Origin of the sequence: Erwinia aphidicola, from assembly GCF_024169515.1 — a bacterium.
GTDB classification, from domain to species: Bacteria; Pseudomonadota; Gammaproteobacteria; order Enterobacterales; family Enterobacteriaceae; genus Erwinia; species Erwinia aphidicola.
Genome location: NZ_JAMKCQ010000001.1, coordinates 906,881 through 924,820 on the forward strand (window position 1 = coordinate 906,881; position 17,940 = coordinate 924,820).

The following is a 17,940-nucleotide window of genomic DNA, read 5'->3' on the forward strand; positions in this document are numbered from 1 at the left end:
AGCCCCGGCGATCGGACCGGGGCTTTGCCTGAAACCGTCAACCTCCTTCACGCGGGCCCCTGTTGCCGATGTTGCAGCGCAAAAGCGCGAAAATCTTCCATACTCAGCGGGCGCGAAAAGTAGAAACCCTGAAACGCCGTACAGCCGAAATCCTGCATCAGCGACCACTGCTCCGCCGTTTCAATGCCTTCCGCCAGCACTTCCAGCTTCAGCTCCAGCCCCATGCGCGCAATATTCCTGGCGATCACGGCACCCTTACGATTTTCACTGGCGCCGGAGATAAAGCTGCGGTCGATTTTGATCTGCTCCAGCGGCAGGCGGCGCAGGTAGCTCAGCGATGAAAAACCGGTGCCAAAATCATCGAGCGAGAAGCGGAATCCGGCGGCGGCCAGGGCAACCATTTTCGCCACCACGGCGTCAATATCGGAGGCAAACACGCTCTCTGTCAGTTCAAGCTTAACCCGCGCAGGGGGGATCTGCGCCCTGTCCGCCTGCTGGATCAGGCGCGCAACGAACTCAGGTTTCATCAGGTGATCCACGGTAACGTTGATCGACAGCGTAAGATGCGCCGTCGCCGGGTTCGCCTGCCAGTGTGCCAGCTCGCGAAAAGCGCTGCCGATCACCCAGTCCCCCACCGCAGGCATCAGCCCGGCCTGCTGGGCAGCGGGAATGAACCCGGACGGTGGCACCATTCCCTTACCCGGCAGCTGCCAGCGCAGCAGCGCTTCGGCTCCGTTAATCTGCCCGGTCGCATTCAGCAGCGGCTGATAAAACAGCACGAATTCGTCATTGTAGAGCGCATGCTGGATCGCGCGGATCTTCTCGCTGCGGCGGGAAAAGTCGGCCTGCATCGCCACGATGCCAGCGCATAAAATCCCCGTGGCTAAAATGACATTCACCAGCGGGATATAAATACGCAATTGGTGTTGCATGGGGTGGGCAAAGGGATAGACCAGGTCGGCACTGCTGAGAATAATAAACGCCAGCAGCGTGCTGGCGATAAGCGCCAGCTGTGCCAGCGTGTGCCTGCGCTGATAATTGATATAGCCCACCAGCGCGATAGTCAGCAGATACAGGTGCGTGGTTCGCGGGATCCCCTGGTCGGGAATATCATAGCGCAGGCAAAACACCACGACGTAAATAAGATGAAGCAGCTGGGCCAGCATCAGCCCGCTGGAAAAATTGCCGCGCATTGCCACCCGCCAGCTGGCCAGGGCTGCACCTGCCATCACCAGCAGTGATTCAACCTCTCCCCATTGGTGCATCAAACTAAATACCGCCAGCCACCCGACAATAACCCCTAAACCACTCAGGAAAGCCATCCGGCAGAGATATTCGAGATGTTCTTCGTTAGGGGTTTTACCTGTTCTTCGTCCTGGCATAATGCAAATAGCTCCAGTGAAATTGGATTTTTTTTATTATTTTAATGTGACTAAAAATAGCGAATCAGAAAGGCTCCAGTGATTTAACGTATTTTCCGAAACGCGTCAACAATTTACATATGGCACTCATTACTCATTTTCGTTACCGGGACCGGTCCTGTTCAACTCGCCGCACGGTTGATTCCTGGTAATAATTAAGGCTCAATCAGGCAGCCCATTTGATATAAGGATAAACTGGTGATGCCTCCGCTCATAAAACGCAGCCTGATCGTCTGGCTGATCCTGATGCTGATCCCGCTGGTGCTGGTGCCTGGCATGCAGCTTTATCAGCAGTGGAAAAGCTTTGAGGCCTCTTTTCAGGCACTGGAAACCCAGATTGCCTACCGCTTAACGCAAAATGCCGCCGTGCTGCCGCTGATCTCCCCCGGCAGCGATGCCGCCGCCCTGAACCATAAATTTCCGCAAATTGTGGCGATTGAGCCGCTGCCTGCCAACGCTTCGCAGGAGATCCGCATTACCCCAGCGGACAATGGCCGCTACTGGCTGAACAACCCCTGGCAGCAGGTGCGCGAACTGGTCGACTTCCGCCCGGTGATTGACGACGCGAGAAAACAGTCTGGCTTTCAGCATCTGGCGCTCAACTGGCAGGGCACCGTGCTGCTCAGCTCCCAGGCTCAGGAGAGCAGCGGCTGGTGGCACTGGAGCACCACCTTCGCCCAGGAGCTGCAGCCGTTCACGCTGACGGCCAGCGCATCGCCACGGTGGCAGGCGCTCGCACTGTGGCCACCGCTGCTGCTGGCGGTATTGCTGACGCTGATGATGGTGTTCGTGCACCAGTACCAGCGCCAGCGCCAGGCCGACCGCCGCGCGCAGTTTTATCAACATACCCGGCTGAATGCGCTGGGGGAAATCACCACCGGCATGGTGCATGAGATCAATCAGCCGCTGGCGGCGATTCAGAACTGGTTAAAGGCGGCACAGCATTTGCTGGCCAAAGGCGACGTCAGCCAGATACCTGCCGCGCTGGAAGGCGCGCTGGGTCAGACACAGCGCATCGCATCGCTACTACAGCGTTTTCGCGACCATCTGGAACAGCGTGAAGTCACGCTGGGCGCGGTAGAGATCAAACGCGTCTGGACGCGAGTGGAGGATCTGCTGGCGCGTGAAATTCGCGAAGGCGATATCACCGTGCAGCGCGACTTCTCCCCGCCTTCCCTACAGGTAAAAGCCGATCCGCTCTGGCTGGAACAGGTGCTGCACAACCTGCTGAGCAATGCGATACAGGCGCAAAGCAGCCAGCGCAAAGGCTGGGTGCAGGTGCACTGCCGCCGCGAAGAGGAGAGCGTGGTGCTAACCTTAACCGACGGCGGGCGCGGATTCTCAACCGAAGGAATGGAGCAGGCGCTGATGCCGTTTTACACCACCCGCAGTGAAGGAATTGGCCTTGGGATGTCGCTGGCTGAAACCCTGATGTTGCGCATGAACGGCAAAATCACCCTCGCCAACCATGCGGGCGGTGGTGCCTGTATCCAGTTGCATTTTCAGTTATGGGAGCAGCAATGAGTACCTCACCTATCTGGCTGATTGACGATGATGCCTCAATCCGCGACTCACTCAGTTTTCTGCTGCAAACGCTGGGCTGGCAGGTCACTACCTACAGCAGCGTGGCCGCCTTTGAAGCCGATAGCAGCGTAACGCCCACGCTAACCGGCTGCCTGCTGATGGACATTCGCATGCCCGGCAAAAGTGGCCTGAGCTGGCTGGAGGAGACCTCGCAGCACTATCCGCTGGTTCCGGTGATCCTGATGACCGGGCACGGCACCATCGACCTCTGCCGCCGCGCCTTTCAGCACGGTGCCTGGGAGTTTTTCACCAAGCCGCTCGACAGCGACAAGCTGATCGACTGCATCAGCGAAGCGCTGGTAGAGAGCGAGCAGCGGGCCGCGCAGCAGCAGGAGCGACAGCTGCTGGAGAACAAATTCGCCCAGCTCACCCTGCGTGAACGCGAAGTGCTCGAACTGCTGGTCGAGGGCCAAAGCGCCAAGGAGATCGCCCGCGCACTTTCGCTCTCACCGCGCACTGCCGAAGCTCATCGCGCCTCGATCTTCGCCCGGCTGGAAGTCAGCAGCCTCGCCCCGCTGGTCTGGGAGTACGCCCGGCTGAAAATGCTGTCGCAACCTGGTAAATCTACCAGGTCGAACGGGTAATTAACCGAATAGTTGTTACAGGGTATATTTCGCAAAATAGGGTTCTCTGAAAAATAACCGGAACCTCTAAAATGAAACTGACCTTCCCTGTACTCGCCGTTCTGGCTGGCCTGACGGCTCAGCCCCTGCACGCCGCCACCCTGACCGAAAAAAACATCTCACTGCAGCAGGCTAACGACCTCGCTGCTGCGGTGATCAAATCCTGCTCGGCCAAAAATTACAACGTTAGCGTGACCGTACTGGATCGCGGCGGCAATGTGAAAGCCCTGCAGCGCATGGACAATGCTGGCCCGCACACCATCGAAGCCAGCAAGATGAAAGCCTTCACCGCGCTCAGCACCAAAAACCCGTCTGGCAAAGTGATGGAAGCCGCTCAGTCTAACGCGGGCGCCGCCGGCATGCGTGAAGTCCCTGGCTTCCTGCTGCTGGCTGGCGGCCTGCCGCTGCGTGACGGCGACCAGGTGATCGGCGCAGTCGGCGTGGGCGGAGCACCGGGCGGCAATCTGGATGAGCAGTGTGCTCAGGCCGCAGTGGATCGCGTTATCAAAGGCTGATTACGCCTCGCGGGGTAACTTCCGCTCTTCCCTTCCCCGGCTGGCGATGCTGGCCGGGTTCCAAATCTTAAATTCCTCGGCTGAGCTGGGGATAAATCACAGAGGTATTCACCATGAAAATTCGTCTTCTGATGGCTTCACTGCTGATGGTCATGGGTTCAGCTCATGCCGCTGAAACCCTGACCGGCTGTGCCGCGAAACGTGCCGAAGTGGCGCAGCAGATCCAGTACGCCGAAGCCCATGGCAACAGCGCACAGAAAGCCGGTCTGGAGAGAGCGCTGAAAGAGATCGATCAGCACTGCACCGACAGCAGCCTGATGGCCGACCGTCAGCAGAAAGTGCAGGAAAAGATGGAAAAAGTCGCCGAGCGCCAGGCCGACCTGCGCGAAGCTCAGGCCGGTGGTAGCAGTAAGAAAATTGCTAAACAGCAGGAAAAACTGGCACGCGCCCAGCAGGAACTGCAGGAAGCACGCGACAGCCTCAGCCAGTAATCACTTCAACATCGGGCTAACGGGTGGTTTTTACCACCCGAGCCAAGGCCAGCTGCCAAACACCTTGACATCAACGAGACCTTAATCACAGTTTTCAATCCCTTAACTGCGCCGAAAAACCGCTTAGTCCGGCGAGCAACCGCTTATCGTTCTATACAACCGCTCAAGCAATAATCCCCCCTGATGGTATTGAAATTCGCCACCATAGACCCGTCTCTCTTACCCCTTTTTTCAACACGAAAATGACCAGGTTCCCTATGAATAAAAATAATTTTTTCAAACATATACCCTGGATGATCCTCGGCATCATCGGGGCTTGCTGCCTGGCTGTGGTGGCGCTCAGGCGCGGCGAACATATCAGCGCGCTGTGGATTGTGGTGGCCTCGGTATCGGTCTATCTGGTGGCATATCGCTACTACAGCCTGTACATCGCCCAGAAGGTGATGAAGCTCGACCCAACGCGCGCCACGCCTGCGGTGATCAATAACGACGGCCTCAACTATGTGCCGACCAACCGCAACGTGCTGTTTGGTCACCACTTTGCTGCCATAGCCGGCGCTGGCCCGCTGGTCGGCCCGGTGCTTGCGGCGCAGATGGGCTACCTGCCCGGCGTACTGTGGCTGCTGGCTGGCGTCGTGCTGGCCGGGGCGGTGCAGGACTTTATGGTGCTGTTTATCTCACAGCGGCGCAACGGTGAATCGCTGGGCGAGATGATCAAAAAAGAGATGGGTGCCGTGCCGGGCACCATTGCCCTGTTTGGCTGCTTCCTGATCATGATCATCATCCTCGCCGTGCTGGCACTGATCGTGGTGAAAGCCCTGGCGGAAAGCCCGTGGGGCGTGTTTACCGTCTGCTCGACGGTGCCGATCGCGCTGTTTATGGGCATCTATATGCGCTTTATCCGCCCGGGGCGCGTCGGGGAAATTTCGCTTATTGGCGTAGTCCTGCTGGTCGCCAGCATCTGGTTTGGCGGCGTAGTGGCCCAGGATCCGTACTGGGGCCCGGCGCTGACCTTTAAGGACACCACCATCACCTTTACTCTGATCGGCTATGCGTTTATCTCCGCGCTGCTGCCGGTGTGGCTGATCCTCGCGCCGCGTGACTATCTCGCCACTTTCCTGAAGATCGGCGTGATCGTTGGCCTGGCGATCGGCATCGTGATCCTCAACCCGGAGCTGAAAATGCCGGCGCTCACCCAGTACATTGACGGCACCGGGCCGCTGTGGAAAGGGGCGCTGTTCCCGTTCCTGTTTATCACCATCGCCTGCGGTGCCGTCTCCGGCTTCCACGCGCTGATCGCCTCCGGCACTACGCCAAAGCTGCTGGCCTGCGAAACCGATGCGCGCTTTATTGGCTACGGCGCGATGCTGATGGAGTCCTTTGTGGCGGTGATGGCGCTGGTGGCGGCATCGATTATTGAGCCGGGTCTCTACTTTGCCATGAACACCCCGCCTGCGGGCCTCGGCATTACCATGCCAAATCTGCACGAGCTGGGCGGCGATAACGCGCCGCTGATAATGGCGCAGTTAAAAGATGTCACGGCGCAGGCCGCGGCCACCGTCAGCTCTTGGGGCTTTGTGATTTCACCTGAACAGATCATGCAAACCGCTAAGGACATCGGCGAGCCTTCGGTGCTCAACCGCGCCGGCGGTGCGCCAACGCTGGCAGTGGGGATCGCCCACGTGTTCGATAAAATCATGCCGATTGCCGATATGGGGTTCTGGTATCACTTCGGTATCCTGTTCGAAGCGCTGTTTATCCTGACCGCGCTGGATGCCGGTACGCGCTCCGGCCGCTTTATGCTGCAGGACCTGCTCGGCCACTTTGTGCCGTTCCTCAAGAAAACCGACTCGCTGCTGGCGGGCATCGTGGGCACGGCGGGCTGCGTCGGCCTGTGGGGTTATCTGCTGTATCAGGGCGTGGTTGATCCGCTGGGCGGGGTGAAAAGCCTGTGGCCGCTGTTCGGCATCTCCAACCAGATGCTGGCTGCCGTCGCGCTGGTGCTGGCGACCGTGGTGCTGATTAAGATGAAGCGCACGCAGTATATCTGGGTAACGGTGCTGCCTGCTGTGTGGCTGCTGATCTGTACCACCTGGGCGCTGGGGCTTAAGCTGTTTAGCAGTAACCCGCAGATGGAAGGCTTCTTCTATATGGCCGGGGAGTATAAAGCGAAGGTGGCGGCAGGGGGTGAGCTGACGGCGAAGCAGATCGCCGACATGAACCATATCGTGATCAATAACTACACCAACGCAGGCCTGAGCATCCTGTTCCTGGTGGTGGTTTACAGTATTATCTTCTACGGTTTCAAAGCCTGGCTGAAAGCGCGCCAGATCGCGCAACCGACCGATACCGAAACGCCGTACGTGGCGGTGCCGAAAGAGGGGGTGAAGATTTCATCCGGCCATTAGCCACCGTGTGCGGGACATATCCCGCACTTTCGCAGGGGCTGGGCATGCCCAGCCCGCACAACGGGGAAGACACGATGTTCGACAACTTAGGCGCGGCAAAAAAATACCTCGGCCAGGCGGCGAGGATGCTGGTCGGTATTCCTGACTACGATACTTATGTGCTGCATATGCAGACCCATCATCCGGACAAACCGATGATGACCTACAAAGAGTTCTTCCGTGAGCGCCAGCAGGCGCGCTACGGCGGAGATGGCAAAGGCGGCATGCGCTGCTGCTGATAAGGAAAACACCATGAAACCGATTGCCGTTACCGTGCTCACCGGCTTTCTCGGCGCGGGCAAAACCACCCTGCTGCGCCACATTCTGCACGATCAGGATGATTACAAAATCGCGGTGATCGAGAACGAGTTCGGCGCCGTGGCCGTAGACGATCAGCTGCTCGGCGCACGCGCCACGCAGATCAAAACCCTGACCAACGGCTGCATCTGCTGCACGCGCTCCGGCGAGCTGGAGCAGGCACTGCTGGAGCTGCTCGCCAGCCTCGATAGCGGTGACGTTACCTTTGACCGTCTGGTGATTGAATGCACCGGCATGGCCGACCCCGGCCCGATTATTCAGACCTTTTTCGCACACGAGGTGTTGTGCGAGCGCTATCTGCTTGATGGGGTGATCGCGCTGGTCGATGCCGTACACGCCGAACAGCAGATGGACCAGTTCACTCTGGCGCAGTCGCAGATTGGCTATGCCGACCGCATTCTGCTGAGCAAAACCGACGTTGCCGGAACCCCAGCCAATCTGCTGGCACGGCTGCAGCGCATCAACGCCCGCGCGCCGGTTTATCCGGTGGTGAACGGTGAGATAGACCTCAGCCTGCTGTTTAACACCCGCGGTTTTATGCTGGAAGAGCAGGTCATCAACAGCGCACCGCGCTTTAATTTTATCGCCGATAAGCACAACGATATCAATTCAGTCGTGGTCGAGCTGGACTACCCGGTCGCGCTGGAGGCAGTATCAAAAGTCATGGAGGAACTGCTGTCCGGGTTCGCCGACAGCCTGCTGCGCTACAAAGGCATGTTGTGGATCGACGGTCAGCCCTGCCGCCTGCTGTTCCAGGGCGTGCAGCGCCTGTACAGCGCCGACTGGGACCGGGAATGGCAGCCCGAGGAGCAGCCCGCCAGTACGCTGGTGTTTATCGGCGTACAGCTGCCGGAAGCGCAGATCCGCACCGCATTTGCCGCGCTGAAGCCGCAGCCTGTCATTTAAGCGACACCCTGCCGTGTAAACTACAACCTGCCGTGTAAACTACAGCCCCAGCGCCTCCTTCAGGCTCTTGAGATAACGGCGGCTCACCGGCACGGTATGACCATCACGCAGCAGCAGTTCCGCCTGGCCGTTATCCTCCAGGCGGATCTCTTTCAGATGCGCCATATTCACCAGATACTGACGGTGGCAGCGCAGCAGCGGCGTGCGGTGCTCCAGCACCCGCAGCGTCAGCTCGGTAAACCCCTCCTTGCCGTCGTGGCTGGTGACGTAAACGCCGCTCAGGCGGCTGCTGACAAACGCCACCTCCTCCATCTGTAACAGCCAGATGCGGCTGTGCCCACTGCACGGAATAAACTTCAGCGGCTGCTGGCTCTCCGGCAACACCGAGACATCCTGCACCTCCTGCTGCTGATGGCCCTGGCGCAGGCGCGCCAGCGTCTTGCCCAGGCGCGCTGCCTCTACCGGCTTCAACAGATAGTCAAAGGCGTGCTCCTCAAAGGCCTGCACCGCAAACTCGTCAAAGGCGGTGAGAAACACAATCCACGGCCGCTGCTGCGGATCAAGCATGCTGACCATCTCCAGCCCGCTGATGCGCGGCATCTGGATATCGAGAAACACCACGTCTGGCCGCAGCTTGTGCACCATGGCGATGCCCTCAATGGCGTTGCCGCACTCGCCGACAATCGCGATATCGCCCTCCTGCTGTAGCAGGATGCGCAGGTTCTCCCGCGCCAGCGGCTCATCATCGACAATTAAAACGCTTAACATACTGGCTCCTCCAGCGGCAGGCGCAGGGTAATACGGGTAAAACGGTCCGGCTCGCAGGTCACGCTGATGCCGTAGCCGTCACCAAAACGCACGCGCAGGCGCTTATCCACCAGGCTCATGCCCAGCCCGCTGCCTTCACTCTTTGGCTGGTACAGCCCGGCGTTATCCTCAATCGCCAGCAGCAGATGCTGCCCGTCGCGGCTGGCGCGCAGCGTAATCTCGCCGTTGCCCAGCAGCTGTGAGGTACCGTGCTTGATCGCGTTCTCGACGATAGGCTGCAGGGTAAAGGCGGGCAGCTGGTGATGCGCCAACTCCGGCGGCACCAGCAGCTGCACGCAGAGCCGCGACTGAAAGCGCGCCTGCTCGATCTGCAGATAGGCATTTACATGCTCAATCTCATTGGCCAGCGTAACAATCTCCGACGGCCGCTTGAGGTTCTTGCGGAAGAAGGTCGACAGATACTGCACCAGCTGCCCGGCCTTGTCGCTGTCGTGGCGGATCACCGCCATCAGGGTATTGAGCGCGTTAAACAGGAAGTGCGGGTTGACCTGCGCATGCAGCAGTTTGATCTCTGACTGCGCCAGCAGCGCCTTCTGCCGCTCATACTGTCCGGCGAGGATCTGCGCCGACAGCAGCTGCGCGATGCCCTCTCCCAGCGTGCGGTTAATCGAGCTGAACAGGCGGTTACGCGGCTCGTAAAGTTTGATGGTGCCGATCACCCGCTGGTTTTCCCCGCGCAGCGGGATCACCAGCGTCGAACCCAGCTTGCAGTTAGGGTGCAGCGAGCAGCGATACGGCACTTCATTGCCGTCGGCGTACACCACTTCGCCGCTGTCGATAGCGCGCCAGGTCAGGGAAGAGGAGATCGGCCTGCCCGGCAGATGGTGATCATCACCGGTGCCGGTAAACGCCAGCAGCCGCTCGCGGTCGGTGATGGCCACCGCGCCGATATCCAGCGCCTGATACAGCACCTGCGCCACCTTCATGCTGTTCTCTTCGTTAAACCCCTGGCGCAGTATCCCCTCGGTTGAGGCCGCTACCTTGAGTGCGGTGGCGGAGAACGCCGAGGTGTACTTCTCAAACATCGCCCGCTTGTCGAGCAGAATGCGCATAAACATCGCCGCACCGACGGTATTCGTCACCATCATCGGCGCGGCAATGCTCTGCACCAGGTGCAGCGCATCGTTAAATGGCCGGGCGATCAGCAAAATAATCGCCATCTGCATCAGCTCGGCAAAAAAGGTGACCAGCCCTGCGGTGAGCGGGCTGAAGACCTTATCGCTGCGCCCGCGCCTGATCAGCACGCTGTGCACCACGCCGCCAATCAGCCCTTCGGCGATGGTCGAGATCATGCAGCTCAGCGCGGTCATGCCGCCAAGGGAATAGCGGTGCAGCCCGCCCGTCAGCCCCACCAGCCCGCCGACCACCGGCCCCCCCAGCAGCCCGCCCATCACCGCGCCAATCGCCCGCGTATTGGCAATCGAATCTTCAATATGCAGGCCAAAATAGGTGCCCATAATGCAGAAGATCGAGAAGGTGATGTAGCACAGTAGCTTGTGCGGCAGCCGCACCGTGACCTGCATCAGCGGGATAAACAGGCGGGTTTTACTCATCAGCCAGGCGATAACCAGGAACACACACATCTGCTGCAGCAGCAGTAAAATCAACGTAAATTCGTACATCCCTATAGCCCCCCGTTCAGGATGTTTGCAACATACACCGCTGCGCGGCAATTTGCCTGGCCTGGCACGACAAAATGCGAGCCGCTACGCAGGAAATATCCTGAAAAGATGGTTTACTGTCCGGCAAACCACCTCAGAAACACCTCAGAAATGAAATTTTCCATCAAGCAGATCGCCGCTCAGGCTGGCGTCAGTAAAGCCACGGTCGACCGTGCGCTGCATCAGCGCGGCGCGGTTCACGCCCAGACGGAGCGCCGAATAGCGCAGGCGCTGCGCGACCTTGAACAGCAGCAGCGCATGAGCCTCGCCAGCGGCCGCACTATCCCGATCGACGTTATCCTGCATACGCCCACGCGTTTCAGCCAGCTGGTGACCGATGCGCTGCTGGCGGAGATTGCCAGCTTTGCCCCTTTCCGCCTTACCCTGCGCCTGCATGTCTTTGAGAACACCGACCCCCAGCAGATCCGCCGGCTGATGCAGCGCTGCGCCAGCGACAGCTACGGCATTATTCTCAAGGCGGAAAATGACCGCATGCTGACGGAGGTTATTGAAGAACTGCTAAAGCAACGGGTGCCGGTAGTGACGCTGGTGACCGACCTGCCGGACAGCCAGCGCATTCGCTACGTCGGTATCGACAACCACTCGGCCGGGCATACGGCGGCGTATCTGATGGCGCGCCTGCTGGGGCAGCGCACGCCACAGGTGGCAGTGGTAACGGGCAGCGAACGCTTTCAGGGGGAACAGGATCGCGCCGCCGGGTTCTGCGCGGCGCTGGCGCAGATGGCCCCGGCGTTGACCACGCTGCGCATCAGCGCCGGATACGGCATCGATCACCCCACTTTTTGCGCGCTGGCGCAGCAGCTGGAGCGCCATCCGGCACTGGGGGCGGTGTACTGTGCAGGCGGCGGCAACAGCGCCATCGTGCGCGCTTTTGCCGCTGCCGGGCGGGAAATCGCGGTATTCATCGGCCACGACCTGGATAGTGAGAACCGCCAGCTGCTGAGCGAGGGAAAAATGGACCTGCTGATCCACCACGAGCTGCAGCAGGATGCACGCTGCATTTTCCAGAGCCTGCTGGCCTTTCACGGCTATATCCCACAGCCTGAAGTGAGCGCGCCGTTCTCACGCGTCAGTGTGATCACGCCATGGAACGCTTAAGCAGTCGGAATAACTAAACAAACCATCAATACCAGGGTAAAGAATCGCAAACAGCAAGATAAACACCACATCCGCATGTTATAACAGAGCCGTGTTCAACTACCGGAGACAATTTCCTTTCCGCACCGACGAAAAGCAACAACGCGGATAAGTTGTAAAAATTATGGATAATATGGTCAGGCTCGACCCCATCATGCAGTGCCCCGCTTTCTCTTCTGCCTTATCCCTTTCCGGTGAACAACACTGGCGTAACGCGCTTTAGTCCCGCTTTAACCCTACGACATTAAGCTGTTATATCCTGCCGCCAAGGCGGGCGCGTTATCCCCTGTTCTGTGGAAAATAAATCATGCTGTACTGGATGTTACTGGCTCTGGCGATCGCGCTGGAAATCACCGGCACCCTGCTGATGAAATGGTCTAGCGTAAGCGGCAATCCGGCGGGCTACCTGCTGATGCTGCTGTTGATTGCTCTCTCTTATATTGCCCTGTCGATTTCGATTAAAAAAATCGCCCTCGGCGTCGCTTACGCGATGTGGGAAGGCGTGGGTATTCTGTTTATTACGCTGTTCAGCGTGCTGCTGTTTGACGAGTCGCTCTCGCTCATGAAAATCGCCGGACTGGCGACGCTGGTGGTGGGCATTGCGCTGATTAAATCCGGCACCCGCACGGGAGGCCGTCATGTCAGCGTTTGAGTGGATTCATGCCGCCTGGCTGGCGGGTGCGGTGGTGCTGGAGATTGCTGCCAATATCTTTCTCAAGCTTTCCAACGGCTTTAAGCGCAAAGGCTACGGTCTGCTGTCGCTGCTGGCGGTGCTGGCGGCGTTCAGCGCGCTGGCCCAGGCGGTAGAAGGGATCGAGCTGTCGGTCGCCTACGCGCTGTGGGGTGGCTTTGGCATTGTGGCCACCATCGCGGCAGGTCGTGCGCTTTTCGGCCAGCGCCTGAGCGGCAAAGGTTGGCTGGGCGTGCTGTTGCTACTGGTCGGTATGGTGCTGATTAAATTCGCCTGACGGGCTGCCAGCCTGTAAAGTCAGCTAAAAATTTTCGGGCAGCGGATAATATGGATTACAGAAAAGCAACGGGGATTGGCCTCATCGCCATCCTGCTGTGGAGCACGATTGTCGGGCTGATACGCGGCGTCAGCGAGGGGTTAGGCCCGGTCGGTGGCGCCGCCGCTATTTACAGCCTCAGCGCGCTGATACTGCTGGTGACGGTCGGCCTGCCCAGGCTGAATACCTTTCCGCGTTCCTATCTGCTGCTGGGCAGCCTGCTGTTTGTCAGCTACGAAATTTGCCTCTCTTTATCCCTCGGCTATGCCGCCAGCAGCACCCAGGCCATTGAAGTGGGAATGGTTAACTATCTCTGGCCGGCGCTAACGGTACTGCTGTCGATAGCGGTGCTGCGGCAAAAGTGCAGCCTGCTGATCGTTCCCGGTCTGGCGCTTTCGCTGATCGGCATTTGTCGGGTGCTGGCGGGCGATCATCCGCTGTCGCTGGCGGAGATTGACCGCAGCGTCGCCTCGAACCCGCTCAGCTATGGGCTGGCCCTGAGCGGCGCGCTGATTTGGGCGCTGTACTGCGTGGTAACCAAAAAAATCGCCAACGGCAGCAACGGTATCACCCTGTTCTTCCTGCTTACTGCACTGGCGCTGTGGCTGAAATACTTCTCCGCTCCGCAGCCGGAGATGGTGATGAACTGGCGCGTCGGCGCTTGTCTGGCGCTGGCGGCGCTGGCGATGGGTTTTGGCTATGCCGCGTGGAATATTGGCATCCTGCACGGCAATGTCACCGTGCTGGCGACCGCCAGCTACTTTATTCCGGTGCTATCGGCGCTGCTCGCCGCCCTGCTGCTCAACTCCAGCCTCTCCTTAGCCTTCTGGCAGGGCGCAGGGATGGTCAGCGCGGGATCGCTGATCTGCTGGTGGTCAACGCGGCAAAAGGGTCAGCGCGGGGGGGGGCGGTGAACAGCGCTGTTGTAGCTGATTGGCTTGATGAGTTCCCATCTCCCAGCCAGATCATAACGAACGGTCCTACCAATTCAGAAAAAATCTGAATCCCGTCCACAGAAAACTAAAAAACTGCGCGCTGCGATTGTCTTTTCTGCACAAAATATTAACTATCAGCCCCTGAAAGCCGTAGATGCGCTGAATTGGTCGGACCGAGTTCAGCGGCGGAAATCCCTTCCACCAGCAGGAGCTGCCCAGACATGACCACCCGCGCTGACCACCTGGCGAGCCGCATTCAGGCGCTGATCGCGCAGCGACAGCTGGCCCCCGGCAGCCGCCTGCCTGCGGAGCGCAAGCTGGCGCAGGAGCTGACGGTATCACGCTCTTCGCTGCGCGAAGCACTGCAGAAGCTGGTCGGCGAAGGCGTCCTGTTCAGCCGCACCGGCGGTGGACACTATCTGTGTGACGCGCCCTCGCCGTGGTCGGAACAGCGTATTGTGCAGCCGCTGAAAGCGCTGGTCGCCGCCGATCCGGACTATCGCGATGACATTCTTGAGGCGCGCCACGCCATTGAAGCCAGCACCGCCTGGTTTGCCGCACTGCGCGCCACCGATGCCGATAAAGCAAAGCTGCAAACCTGCTTCGATGCCACGCTGAATTGTACCGAGAGCGATGCCCCGGAGCTGGCGGCGCAGGCCGACGTGCGCTTTCATCTGGCGATTGCCGAAGCCTCGCACAATGTGGTGCTGCTGCAGACCATGCGCGGCTTCTTCGATCTGCTGCAATCTTCGGTGATGCACAGCCGCCAGCGCATTTACAGCGCGCCGCACATTTTTGCCCAGCTGACCGAACAACACGAGGAGCTGCTGCTGGCGATCCTCGCCGGGGAGCCGGAGCGCGCCAGCCGCGCCGCCCGCGTCCACCTCGGCTTTGTCCACAGCACGTTGAAAACCATGCAGGAAGATGATGCCCGGCAGCAGCGCAGTACCCGCCTGCCGGACGATACAATCGATACACTCCAGGGAGAGAAACGATGATTATTTCAGCCGGCACCGACTACCGCGCCGCCGCAAAACGCATTCTGCCGCCGTTCCTGTTTCATTACATCGACGGGGGTGCCTACGCCGAACATACCCTGCGCCGCAACGTGGATGACCTGGCGAATATCGCCCTTAAGCAGCGCGTGCTGAACAACATGTCCGAGTTGAGTCTGCACACTACGCTGTTCAACGAAACTCTGGCGATGCCGGTGGCGCTGGCACCGGTCGGGCTGTGTGGCATGTACGCACGCCGTGGCGAAGTGCAGGCGGCGAAAGCGGCGGCGGCGAAAGGCATTCCATTTACCCTTTCCACCGTCTCGGTGTGCCCGATTGAAGAGGTGGCTCCGGCGATTAACCGCCCAATGTGGTTCCAGCTCTACGTGCTGAAAGATCGCGGCTTTATGCGCAACGCGCTGGAACGCGCTAAAGCCGCGGGCTGCTCGACGCTGGTGTTTACCGTGGATATGCCCACCCCGGGCGCGCGCTACCGCGATGCCCACTCCGGTATGAGTGGCCAGAACGCCGCGCTGCGCCGCTACTGGCAGTCGGTTACCCATCCACAGTGGGCGTGGGACGTTGGGCTGAACGGCAAACCGCACGATCTCGGCAATATCTCCACCTACCTCGGTAAACCGACCGGGCTGGAAGACTATATCGGCTGGCTGGCGAACAACTTCGACCCGTCGATCTCGTGGAGCGATCTGGAGTGGATCCGCGAGTTCTGGGACGGCCCGATGATCATCAAAGGCATCCTCGACGCTGATGATGCGCGCGATGCGGTGCGCTTCGGCGCCGACGGCATTGTGGTCTCTAACCACGGCGGTCGTCAGCTTGATGGGGTGCTGTCAACGGCGCGTGCGCTACCCGCCATTGCCGACGCGGTAAAAGGCGACATCACCATTCTGGCCGACAGCGGCATCCGCAACGGCCTGGATGTGGTGCGCATGATTGCGCTGGGTGCCGACAGCGTGCTGCTGGGCCGCGCTTATCTTTATGCGCTGGCGACCGCGGGTCAGGCGGGCGTGGAAAACCTGCTGACGCTGATTGAGAAAGAGATGCGCGTGGCGATGACGCTGACCGGCTGTAAAACCATTGCCGATATTTCGCGGGAATCGCTGGTGAACCGCGGCCTGGCATAAGGCTTGCTTCACTTTCCGCAGTGAGCGGAAAGTGAGGCTAACGTTTCCTGAACCCATCAATAACTTAATTGGTTTGCCCGCCAGGAACCGTTATACTGATTATAAATCCATCAGTTATGGAGCGAATCATGACCCACAAATTATCCCCTATCGTCTCGGAGTTTGAGACACAGGAGCAAGCGGAAAGCTATGACCGCTGGTTTCGCGATAAAGTCGAAACGGCCATCAACAGCAAGGCACCGCACTCCCCGCATGATGAAGTCATTGCCGGGGCAAAAAAAATGATTAAACAAGTGAAAGCAAGGAGAAAGCTGGCTTAATGCTCCCCATCAAATGGACTGATGAAGCAAAGAGGGACCTCTACGCACTTATTGCTTTCATTGCTGAAGAAAACCCTTACGCAGCGGAATCGCTGCTCCAGCAATTGCAGGAGTCTATTCTGCCTGTCGCTGAGCATCCCTATATGTTTCGCGCGGGCAGGGTTCCCGGAACCCGAGAAATTGTGGCCCATCCCAATTACATCCTCATTTACAAGGTCCTTAATGATGCCATTCTGGTGCTGGGCGTGCTTCATTCGCGTCGTGAGTATCCGTAGCGCATTATCACTCCCTCTCGCTTTTGTCTGTTTGAACATAAAAGGGGGCACAATCATTCCGCACTGGACACGGACTGTAACGATCGGTACAGTCAAGGCTCTTTAGTACACAAGCGGAGTTTTCCATGTCAGCTCTTGTCCCTCCCTTTACCCGTGAAAGCGCCATCCAGAAAGTTCGCCTGGCGGAAGATGGCTGGAACAGCCGCAACCCTGAAAGAGTGTCGCGGGTCTACACCCCCGACAGCCAGTGGCGCAACCGCGCCGAGTTCGTCAGCGGGCGTGAGGAGATCGTCTGCTTCCTCACACGCAAATGGGCCAGGGAGTTGGACTACCGCTTGATCAAGGAGCTGTGGGCGTTTGGCGATAACCGCATCGCGGTGCGCTTTGCCTACGAATGGCATGACGATAGCGGCAACTGGTTCCGCTCCTTTGGTAATGAGAACTGGGAGTTTGATAAGCAGGGGCTGATGCAACAGCGCTTCGCCTGCATCAACGATCTGCCGATTAGCGCGGACGATCGCAAGTTCTTCTGGCCGCTCGGCCGCCGCCCGGACGATCACCCCGGCCTGTCTGAGCTGGGACTGTAAGCGATGCGCAGCGTATATCAACGCGAGGACGTGCTGCCGCTGGTGGCGGGCGTATTCCGCGAGCTGGGCTATGACGGCACCAGCATCAGCCGCATTACGGAAAAGACCGGGCTGGGAAAAGGCAGCCTGTATCACTTTTTTCCCGGCGGTAAAGAGGAGATGGCCGCCGCGGTGCTGGCCGAGGTCGACAGCTGGTTTACGCTGAATATCTTCACTCCGCTGCATGAGCAGGCAGCGGCCAGCGCCATCCCTGCCATGTGGCAGGCGGTGGAGAGCTATTTTCACTCCGGCCAGCGCATCTGCCTGCTGGGCGCATTTGCACTGGATGAGACGCGCGACCGCTTTGCCAGCACCATCAGCCGCTACTTCTCGCGCTGGATTGAGGCGCTGACTGCCGCGCTTATTCGCAACGGGCAGCAGGCCGCATCAGCGCGGGAGAACGCTCAGGACGCGGTGCTCGGTATCCAGGGGGCCATCACTCTGTCGCGTGCAATGAACGACCCCGCACTCTTTACTGCCGCGCTGGTGCGCCTCTCGCAGCGCCTGTAACGCGGGTTTGGTACCAGGCAAATCGACCGCCACCCGCTCAATCTGCGGGCTGCCGATGGCGTAAATCCGCAGAGAGGGTTATACACAACCTTACGCCTCCTTTCCGCATGATTTTTTTCACTAATTTCAGACAATGCGTCATTTAATAACATCTTAATATTTGCCAATAATAGCC

21 protein-coding genes are annotated in these 17,940 nt (G+C 59.1%); 18 read left to right on the forward strand and 3 right to left on the reverse strand.

Translation table 11 applies throughout. The features are described 5' to 3' along the window. Positions 1 to 47: 47 nt before the first annotated feature. Positions 48 to 1,382, reverse strand: a complete 1,335-nt coding sequence (locus J2Y91_RS04120) for a putative bifunctional diguanylate cyclase/phosphodiesterase (protein ID WP_133622784.1) — start codon at positions 1,380 to 1,382, stop codon at positions 48 to 50. Between the two features lie 240 nt (positions 1,383 to 1,622). On the opposite strand from J2Y91_RS04120, the gene J2Y91_RS04125 reads away from it, so the two are divergent. The 7 genes from J2Y91_RS04125 (at position 1,623) to yjiA (ending at position 8,305) form a co-directional block, all read left to right on the forward strand. Next, positions 1,623 to 2,945 carry a sensor histidine kinase gene (locus J2Y91_RS04125; protein ID WP_253539454.1) on the forward strand — a complete coding sequence of 441 codons (1,323 nt, stop codon included), beginning with the start codon at positions 1,623 to 1,625 and terminating at the stop codon, positions 2,943 to 2,945. Then, complete coding sequence (locus tag J2Y91_RS04130) at positions 2,942 to 3,589, forward strand: response regulator transcription factor (RefSeq protein WP_133622782.1); 648 nt, start codon at positions 2,942 to 2,944, stop codon at positions 3,587 to 3,589. The genes J2Y91_RS04125 and J2Y91_RS04130 overlap by 4 nt, the downstream gene beginning before the upstream one ends. A gap of 71 nt (positions 3,590 to 3,660) precedes the next feature. Further along, positions 3,661 to 4,143, forward strand: coding sequence for a GlcG/HbpS family heme-binding protein (locus J2Y91_RS04135; RefSeq protein ID WP_133622781.1), 483 nt, complete (start codon positions 3,661 to 3,663; stop codon positions 4,141 to 4,143). 113 nt (positions 4,144 to 4,256) lie between these two features. Next, a complete protein-coding gene (locus tag J2Y91_RS04140) occupies positions 4,257 to 4,634 on the forward strand; it encodes a DUF1090 domain-containing protein (protein ID WP_133622780.1) in 378 nt (125 codons plus the stop codon). Positions 4,635 to 4,891: 257 nt separating this feature from the next. Next, the gene (locus J2Y91_RS04145; RefSeq protein ID WP_133622779.1) at positions 4,892 to 7,042 is read left to right on the forward strand and encodes a carbon starvation CstA family protein; all 2,151 of its coding nucleotides are present in this window, start codon (positions 4,892 to 4,894) and stop codon (positions 7,040 to 7,042) included. A gap of 74 nt (positions 7,043 to 7,116) precedes the next feature. Then, positions 7,117 to 7,320, forward strand: coding sequence for a YbdD/YjiX family protein (locus tag J2Y91_RS04150; protein ID WP_048914688.1), 204 nt, complete (start codon positions 7,117 to 7,119; stop codon positions 7,318 to 7,320). 13 nt (positions 7,321 to 7,333) lie between these two features. Next, entirely contained in the window at positions 7,334 to 8,305 is a 972-nt protein-coding gene (gene yjiA, locus J2Y91_RS04155; protein WP_133622778.1) for a GTPase, read from the forward strand. 39 nt (positions 8,306 to 8,344) lie between these two features. Here the strand turns inward: yjiA and btsR are convergent, their stop codons facing one another. Beyond that, positions 8,345 to 9,073, reverse strand: coding sequence for a two-component system response regulator BtsR (gene btsR / locus J2Y91_RS04160; protein WP_048914678.1), 729 nt, complete (start codon positions 9,071 to 9,073; stop codon positions 8,345 to 8,347). Next, entirely contained in the window at positions 9,067 to 10,755 is a 1,689-nt protein-coding gene (locus tag J2Y91_RS04165) for a sensor histidine kinase (protein ID WP_133622777.1), read from the reverse strand. The genes btsR and J2Y91_RS04165 overlap by 7 nt, the downstream gene beginning before the upstream one ends. A 150-nt stretch (positions 10,756 to 10,905) precedes the next feature. Between J2Y91_RS04165 and J2Y91_RS04170 the strand changes: the two genes are divergently transcribed. The 11 genes from J2Y91_RS04170 to J2Y91_RS04215 all read left to right on the forward strand — a co-directional run bounded on the left by J2Y91_RS04170 (position 10,906) and on the right by J2Y91_RS04215 (position 17,765). Beyond that, positions 10,906 to 11,913 (forward strand): LacI family DNA-binding transcriptional regulator, encoded by a 1,008-nt coding sequence (locus J2Y91_RS04170; RefSeq protein ID WP_048914673.1) that lies wholly within the window; start codon positions 10,906 to 10,908, stop codon positions 11,911 to 11,913. Between the two features lie 172 nt (positions 11,914 to 12,085). Further along, complete coding sequence (locus J2Y91_RS23160; RefSeq protein ID WP_472776641.1) at positions 12,086 to 12,175, forward strand: protein YdgV; 90 nt, start codon at positions 12,086 to 12,088, stop codon at positions 12,173 to 12,175. A gap of 81 nt (positions 12,176 to 12,256) precedes the next feature. Continuing rightward, a complete protein-coding gene (gene mdtJ, locus J2Y91_RS04175; protein WP_166643207.1) occupies positions 12,257 to 12,604 on the forward strand; it encodes a multidrug/spermidine efflux SMR transporter subunit MdtJ in 348 nt (115 codons plus the stop codon). Next, the gene (gene mdtI / locus J2Y91_RS04180; protein ID WP_133622776.1) at positions 12,591 to 12,920 is read left to right on the forward strand and encodes a multidrug/spermidine efflux SMR transporter subunit MdtI; all 330 of its coding nucleotides are present in this window, start codon (positions 12,591 to 12,593) and stop codon (positions 12,918 to 12,920) included. Before mdtJ ends, mdtI begins: the two co-directional genes overlap by 14 nt. Before the next feature lie 50 nt (positions 12,921 to 12,970). Continuing rightward, on the forward strand, positions 12,971 to 13,873 hold the full coding sequence (yddG, locus tag J2Y91_RS04185; protein WP_133622775.1) for an aromatic amino acid DMT transporter YddG: 903 nt from the start codon (positions 12,971 to 12,973) through the stop codon (positions 13,871 to 13,873). Positions 13,874 to 14,115: 242 nt separating this feature from the next. Then, entirely contained in the window at positions 14,116 to 14,892 is a 777-nt protein-coding gene (lldR, locus tag J2Y91_RS04190; RefSeq protein ID WP_133622774.1) for a transcriptional regulator LldR, read from the forward strand. After that, complete coding sequence (gene lldD, locus J2Y91_RS04195) at positions 14,889 to 16,034, forward strand: FMN-dependent L-lactate dehydrogenase LldD (protein ID WP_133622773.1); 1,146 nt, start codon at positions 14,889 to 14,891, stop codon at positions 16,032 to 16,034. Before lldR ends, lldD begins: the two co-directional genes overlap by 4 nt. A gap of 128 nt (positions 16,035 to 16,162) precedes the next feature. Continuing rightward, entirely contained in the window at positions 16,163 to 16,354 is a 192-nt protein-coding gene (relB, locus tag J2Y91_RS04200) for a type II toxin-antitoxin system RelB family antitoxin (RefSeq protein ID WP_133622772.1), read from the forward strand. Beyond that, entirely contained in the window at positions 16,354 to 16,629 is a 276-nt protein-coding gene (locus J2Y91_RS04205; protein WP_133622771.1) for a type II toxin-antitoxin system RelE/ParE family toxin, read from the forward strand. Before relB ends, J2Y91_RS04205 begins: the two co-directional genes overlap by 1 nt. Before the next feature lie 125 nt (positions 16,630 to 16,754). Further along, positions 16,755 to 17,216, forward strand: a complete 462-nt coding sequence (locus tag J2Y91_RS04210; protein ID WP_048914667.1) for a nuclear transport factor 2 family protein — start codon at positions 16,755 to 16,757, stop codon at positions 17,214 to 17,216. A gap of 3 nt (positions 17,217 to 17,219) precedes the next feature. After that, positions 17,220 to 17,765 (forward strand): TetR/AcrR family transcriptional regulator, encoded by a 546-nt coding sequence (locus J2Y91_RS04215; RefSeq protein ID WP_133622770.1) that lies wholly within the window; start codon positions 17,220 to 17,222, stop codon positions 17,763 to 17,765. Positions 17,766 to 17,940: the final 175 nt, after the last annotated feature.